Origin of the sequence: Paenibacillus darwinianus, assembly GCF_000598065.1 — a bacterium.
In the GTDB taxonomy this organism is placed as follows: domain Bacteria; phylum Bacillota; class Bacilli; order Paenibacillales; family Paenibacillaceae; genus Paenibacillus_I; species Paenibacillus_I darwinianus.
In genome coordinates, this window is the sequence record NZ_KK082151.1 from 15368 (window position 1) to 19951 (window position 4584).

The window sequence follows — 4584 nt, forward strand, 5'->3', positions numbered from 1 at the left end:
GCGGTCACCGGCGAGCGGACAGCCGGCCGCCGCCAATTGAACGCGGATCTGATGAGGACGTCCGGTATGAAGCCGTACGGCGACAAGCGCCCTGCCTTCGGAGTCGGCGGCCGCCGCATAATCAAGCAGCGCTTCCTTGGCTTCAGGCGCCGGAGCCGCGAAGGCGGTCACCGTGTTTGTTCTTGCATCCTTGCGCAAGTAATGCCGCAAGGAACCAACTGCCGGCTTGGGAATGCCGTCGGTTACCGCAAGATAGCTTTTCGCGAAAGAGCGGGAGCGGACCGCTTCGGATAATCTGGATGCCGCCTTGGACGTTCTGGCGAGCAGCATAACGCCGCCGACCGGACGGTCCAGACGATGGACAAGCCCGAGAAATACGTTCCCGGGCTTGGCGTACCGCTCCTTCAGATCGGCTTTGACCAGCGTCAGTACATCGGGATCCCCGGTTTCGTCTTCTTGGGACGGTACACCGGGCGGTTTGATTATAGCGATCACATGATTGTCCTCATATAAGACGGGTATTCGAAGCGCCCCCCCGGATTGTCCCGGCGGCATGCTATTCCGCCTCCCAGCGGCCGAGAATGCCGCAGGGCAGGTTCAGACCGGACCGGCTGATCGGGAGTCCGATTTCTCCGCAGCTGATTTTGCCGCCGTGCTTGCGCGCGATCGTCATATGCAGCAGGTTGTGCAGGACGGAGGGGGACAATCCCGTCGTGTACGAATTGATGAGCACAAACAGCGGGTTGGGCGACAGAATCGATGTGCAGAAGTCGAGGAACGGGAAAAGGTTCGTCTCGAGCTTCCACATCTCGCCGTTCGGTCCGCGTCCGTAGGACGGCGGATCCATAATAATCGCGTCGTACTGCTTGCCGCGGCGCTGCTCGCGCTGCACGAACTTGAACACGTCGTCTGTTATGTAGCGGATCGGTTTGTCGGACAATCCCGACAAGCCCGCGTTCTCCTTCGCCCATTGCACCATGCCCTTAGCGGCGTCGACATGGCAAACCTCCGCGCCGGCCGCCGCGGCCGCGACTGTCGCGCCGCCTGTATAGGCGAACAGGTTAAGCACATTGACCGGCCGGCCTGCGGAACGGATTTTGTCCATCATCCAGCTCCAGTTGACGGCCTGCTCGGGAAACAGACCAGTATGCTTGAAATTGGTGGGGCGAATGAGAAATTTCAGTCTGCCGTAATGGATTGTCCAGGACTCGGGCAGCTTCTCACGGTACGCCCACTGGCCGCCGCCGGACGAGCTGCGGTGATAATGGGCGTCTGCATGCTGCCACTCATTGGTCTCTTTCGCAAGCGGCCATATAATTTGCGGATCGGGTCTGCGGAGGGTGACGTTTCCCCAGCGTTCAAGTTTCTCCCCGTCGCCGGTGTCGAGCAATTCGTAATCCTTCCATTGGTCAGCGATGTACATGCGTGTATCCTTCCTTGGGGTTGAATTTGTAGCCGATGCCGCGAACCGTGTGGATGTAGTGCGGATGTGCGGGATCAAGCTCGATTTTTTTGCGCAGGTTGCTGATGTGGACCATCAGCGTGCGGGTGTCTCCGACGCTGTCAGCGCCCCAGACGACCTGATACAGATCGTCCAGACGGAACACCTTGTTCGGATTTCGCGCGAGATAGGCCAGCAGATCGAACTCCTTGACGGATAGTGCCGCCGGCCCGCTGCCGCACACGACCGTTCGCGCTTGGAGGTCGATCGTCAGCTCTTCGAATGTGAGCACCGTCTGCGCCTCAGCTTGCCGCTCGGCGCGGATCGTCTGGCGCCGAAGCTGCGCCTGCACCCGGGCGACAAGCTGTCGGGGGCTGAACGGCTTGGTCATATAATCGTCGCCGCCGACGTCCAATCCGTGTATAATGTCGTTATCATCGTCCTTACAGCTGACGAACAGGATCGGAACGTCGGACGTCTCGCGGATTTGCCTGCACACTTCAAGGCCGTCCAGCTGTTTCAGCTGGATGTCCAGCACGATCAGATCGGGACGCAGCTCACCGGTCAACCGGACGGCGTCCGTACCATTGTCGGTTATATGGACATCGTACCCTTCACGGGTCAAATACAAGCCGATCAATTCGGTAATGTCCGGCTCGTCGTCGACGACGAGTATGGATATCGCTTCCACTCATACTCCTCCTTGGCTTATCTAACCTATTATATCGAATGGGACTTGGGGGAAGCAACGATCTCAGGGAGGCGGTTCTTTTTTGCGTCGGATGCTTGCAATGGCCATTGTGGCTTTATTTATATTAACCGGGATTTCCGGCTGCGGAAATGCGGAAGGGACGGAACGCAGGTCGGCGGAGGGCGGCGTGCTTGACCTGCGGCAGTGGAATTTCGACCGCTGGGGACTTGCACCGCTCAGCGGCGAATGGACATTTTACCCGAACAAGCTGCTGAAGCCGTCGTCTTCGGACAACGGCGGAATTGCCGTGTATGTCCCGAACTCCTGGAACAATTATGACCGGAAGCTGGGCTATGCGAACGGCACCGGCTACGGGACCTACCGGTTAACGGTACTGCTTGATGGAGACGAGCCGACGATGTCGGTGCGCATACCGAACCTGTACACGTCCTACAGGCTTTGGGTCAACGGCAAGTTTGCCGCTGCGAGAGGCGTCGTGTCCACGAGCTCGGACGAAGCGGAGCCGATGCAGTCGCCGCAAATCGCCACCTTCCGAAGCGACGGCGGCCGCGCCGAGCTGCTGCTGCAGATCTCGAACTTTCACCATCGGCGCGGGGGCGTGTGGGAGGTACTGGAGCTGGGACGGACATCGGACGTCATCGAGCGGCAGACCAGGGCGACCGCGCAAACGATGGTGCTTTTCGGCGCCTTGGCGGTCGTTGGTATGTACCACATCGCCTTGTTCGTGCTGCGCAGGGAGGAGACATTCACGCTGCACTTCGGTCTGCTCTGCCTGTGGGTCGGCATTCGGACGATCGTGACGGGCGAGGTGCTGCTGCTGCGGTGGATACCGGGCTTTTCGTGGGAGGTTGGTCTGAAAATCGATTACATGTCCCTCGCGCTCAGCGCATTAGCGGGCTATCTATATGTATTTGAGCTGTTTCCGAAGGATGCCTCCAACCGGGTGCGCTATGCGATCGGCATCTCGACGGCGGTGATGTGCGTGTTTGTGCTCCTGTTTCCGGCTTATCGATACACGCAGCTGCTTGGCTTTTTTCAGTTGTTCATCGTCACGGTGAGCCTGTATGCGGTATACGTGCTGATCGTGGCCAAGCTGAGAAAGCGGGAAGGAGCCAGCTTTGTCCTGATGGGCATTTTCGTGTTCGTGCTGACGATTCTCAACGACATGATCTACTATAACCAATGGTACCGGACAACCGAGCTTGTGCCGATCGGACTGTTCTTTTTCATCCTGATGCAGGCGGTCATTATTTCTACCCGGTTCTCGGGCGCTCTGCGGAAGGTGGAGACGGTGTCGGAGGCGCTGAAAGAGCTGAACGTGCATCTCGAGGACCGTATCGAGGAGCGGACGGTGGCTCTGCGCAGCTCTAATGAGAAGCTGGAGGCGTCGAACGTCGAACTGGAGAAAATGGAACGATCAAGGCGGCATCTGCTCACGAACATTTCCCACGACCTGCGCACGCCTATGACACTTGTGCAGGGATACTTGGAGGCCATGCAGGACGGCGTGGTGAAGGGCGAGGAACAGCAGGCCAAATATGTGCGCATGGTGCTGGGCAAAATCGACGGGCTGAACCGGCTGATCGCCGAGCTGTTCGAGCTGTCTAAGCTGGAATCGGGTCAGGTTCGGCTCGAGCTGCGCGAGATCGTCGTCGCCGAATGGGCGGAGTCGCTCCGCGAATATTTCGGACTTGATATTGAAAGCCGCGGCATGACGATGGGCATTGAGGTGGCGGAGGAGCATGCCGGCGCTCCGGGCGGCGAACGCATCCGGGTGCGGATCGACGAGACGAGAATGAATAAGGCGTTGGCGAACCTGGTGTACAATGCGATCAAGCATATGCCGACGGGCGGCAGGCTGGAGCTTCGTTTCCGGCTTGACCGGAAGGCGGACAAGCTGCTGCTGGAGGTCAGCGACACCGGTTCGGGGATTGAGGAGGAGGATATGCCGTATATTTTCGACCGATTCTATAAAAAGGACAAATCCCGTAATTCCGCCGGAGGCGGCAGCGGTATCGGTCTGGCGATCGTAAAAGAAATTATTGAGCTGCATGGCGGCGTGATCGTGGCGGAAAGCCAGCCCGGGGAGGGCACGACATTCAGGATCGCGCTGCCTTCCAGCTTAATCGAGGCACGACCGGGAGGGTAGTCAAATGACCAAAGACCAGACCTCTTGGTCGCCATAATGGGCTTCCGTTCCGGAGGCAAGCATTGCGCGCTGCAAATTGACAGCGCTTTCTCCGCTGTTTCGGCCGCCGACGTTTGTGCCTCGGTCTGTCTTTGCCGTAGCGGTTTTTTCGAAGAGCGCGGCCTGATTAAAAAATTTGGGCATCCTACCGTCTGATACAAGCCGATCGTTCAAGGGTATGTACATAACGACCTGCCTTTCGGGGGGAGAACATGCTTGCGGAGGTGCGCCCATGAGTATTGA

General features: G+C 58.6%; 4 protein-coding genes. 1 reads left to right on the plus strand and 3 read right to left on the minus strand.

The genetic code is table 11. The annotated features are described in order from the left end of the window. From BG52_RS06880 to BG52_RS06890, 3 genes are all read right to left on the minus strand, one after another. Positions 1 to 555, minus strand: a 555-nt coding sequence (locus BG52_RS06880; protein ID WP_036667011.1) for an RluA family pseudouridine synthase, incomplete at its 3' end; no start/stop codon positions are given. Position 556: 1 nt separating this feature from the next. Beyond that, positions 557 to 1423 carry a class I SAM-dependent methyltransferase gene (locus BG52_RS06885; RefSeq protein WP_036584029.1) on the minus strand — a complete coding sequence of 289 codons (867 nt, stop codon included), beginning with the start codon at positions 1421 to 1423 and terminating at the stop codon, positions 557 to 559. Continuing rightward, positions 1410 to 2132 carry a response regulator transcription factor gene (locus BG52_RS06890; RefSeq protein ID WP_036584032.1) on the minus strand — a complete coding sequence of 241 codons (723 nt, stop codon included), beginning with the start codon at positions 2130 to 2132 and terminating at the stop codon, positions 1410 to 1412. Before BG52_RS06890 ends, BG52_RS06885 begins: the two co-directional genes overlap by 14 nt. A gap of 91 nt (positions 2133 to 2223) precedes the next feature. Between BG52_RS06890 and BG52_RS06895 the strand changes: the two genes are divergently transcribed. Further along, a complete protein-coding gene (locus BG52_RS06895; RefSeq protein WP_036584042.1) occupies positions 2224 to 4302 on the plus strand; it encodes a sensor histidine kinase in 2079 nt (692 codons plus the stop codon). Positions 4303 to 4584 lie beyond the last annotated feature (282 nt).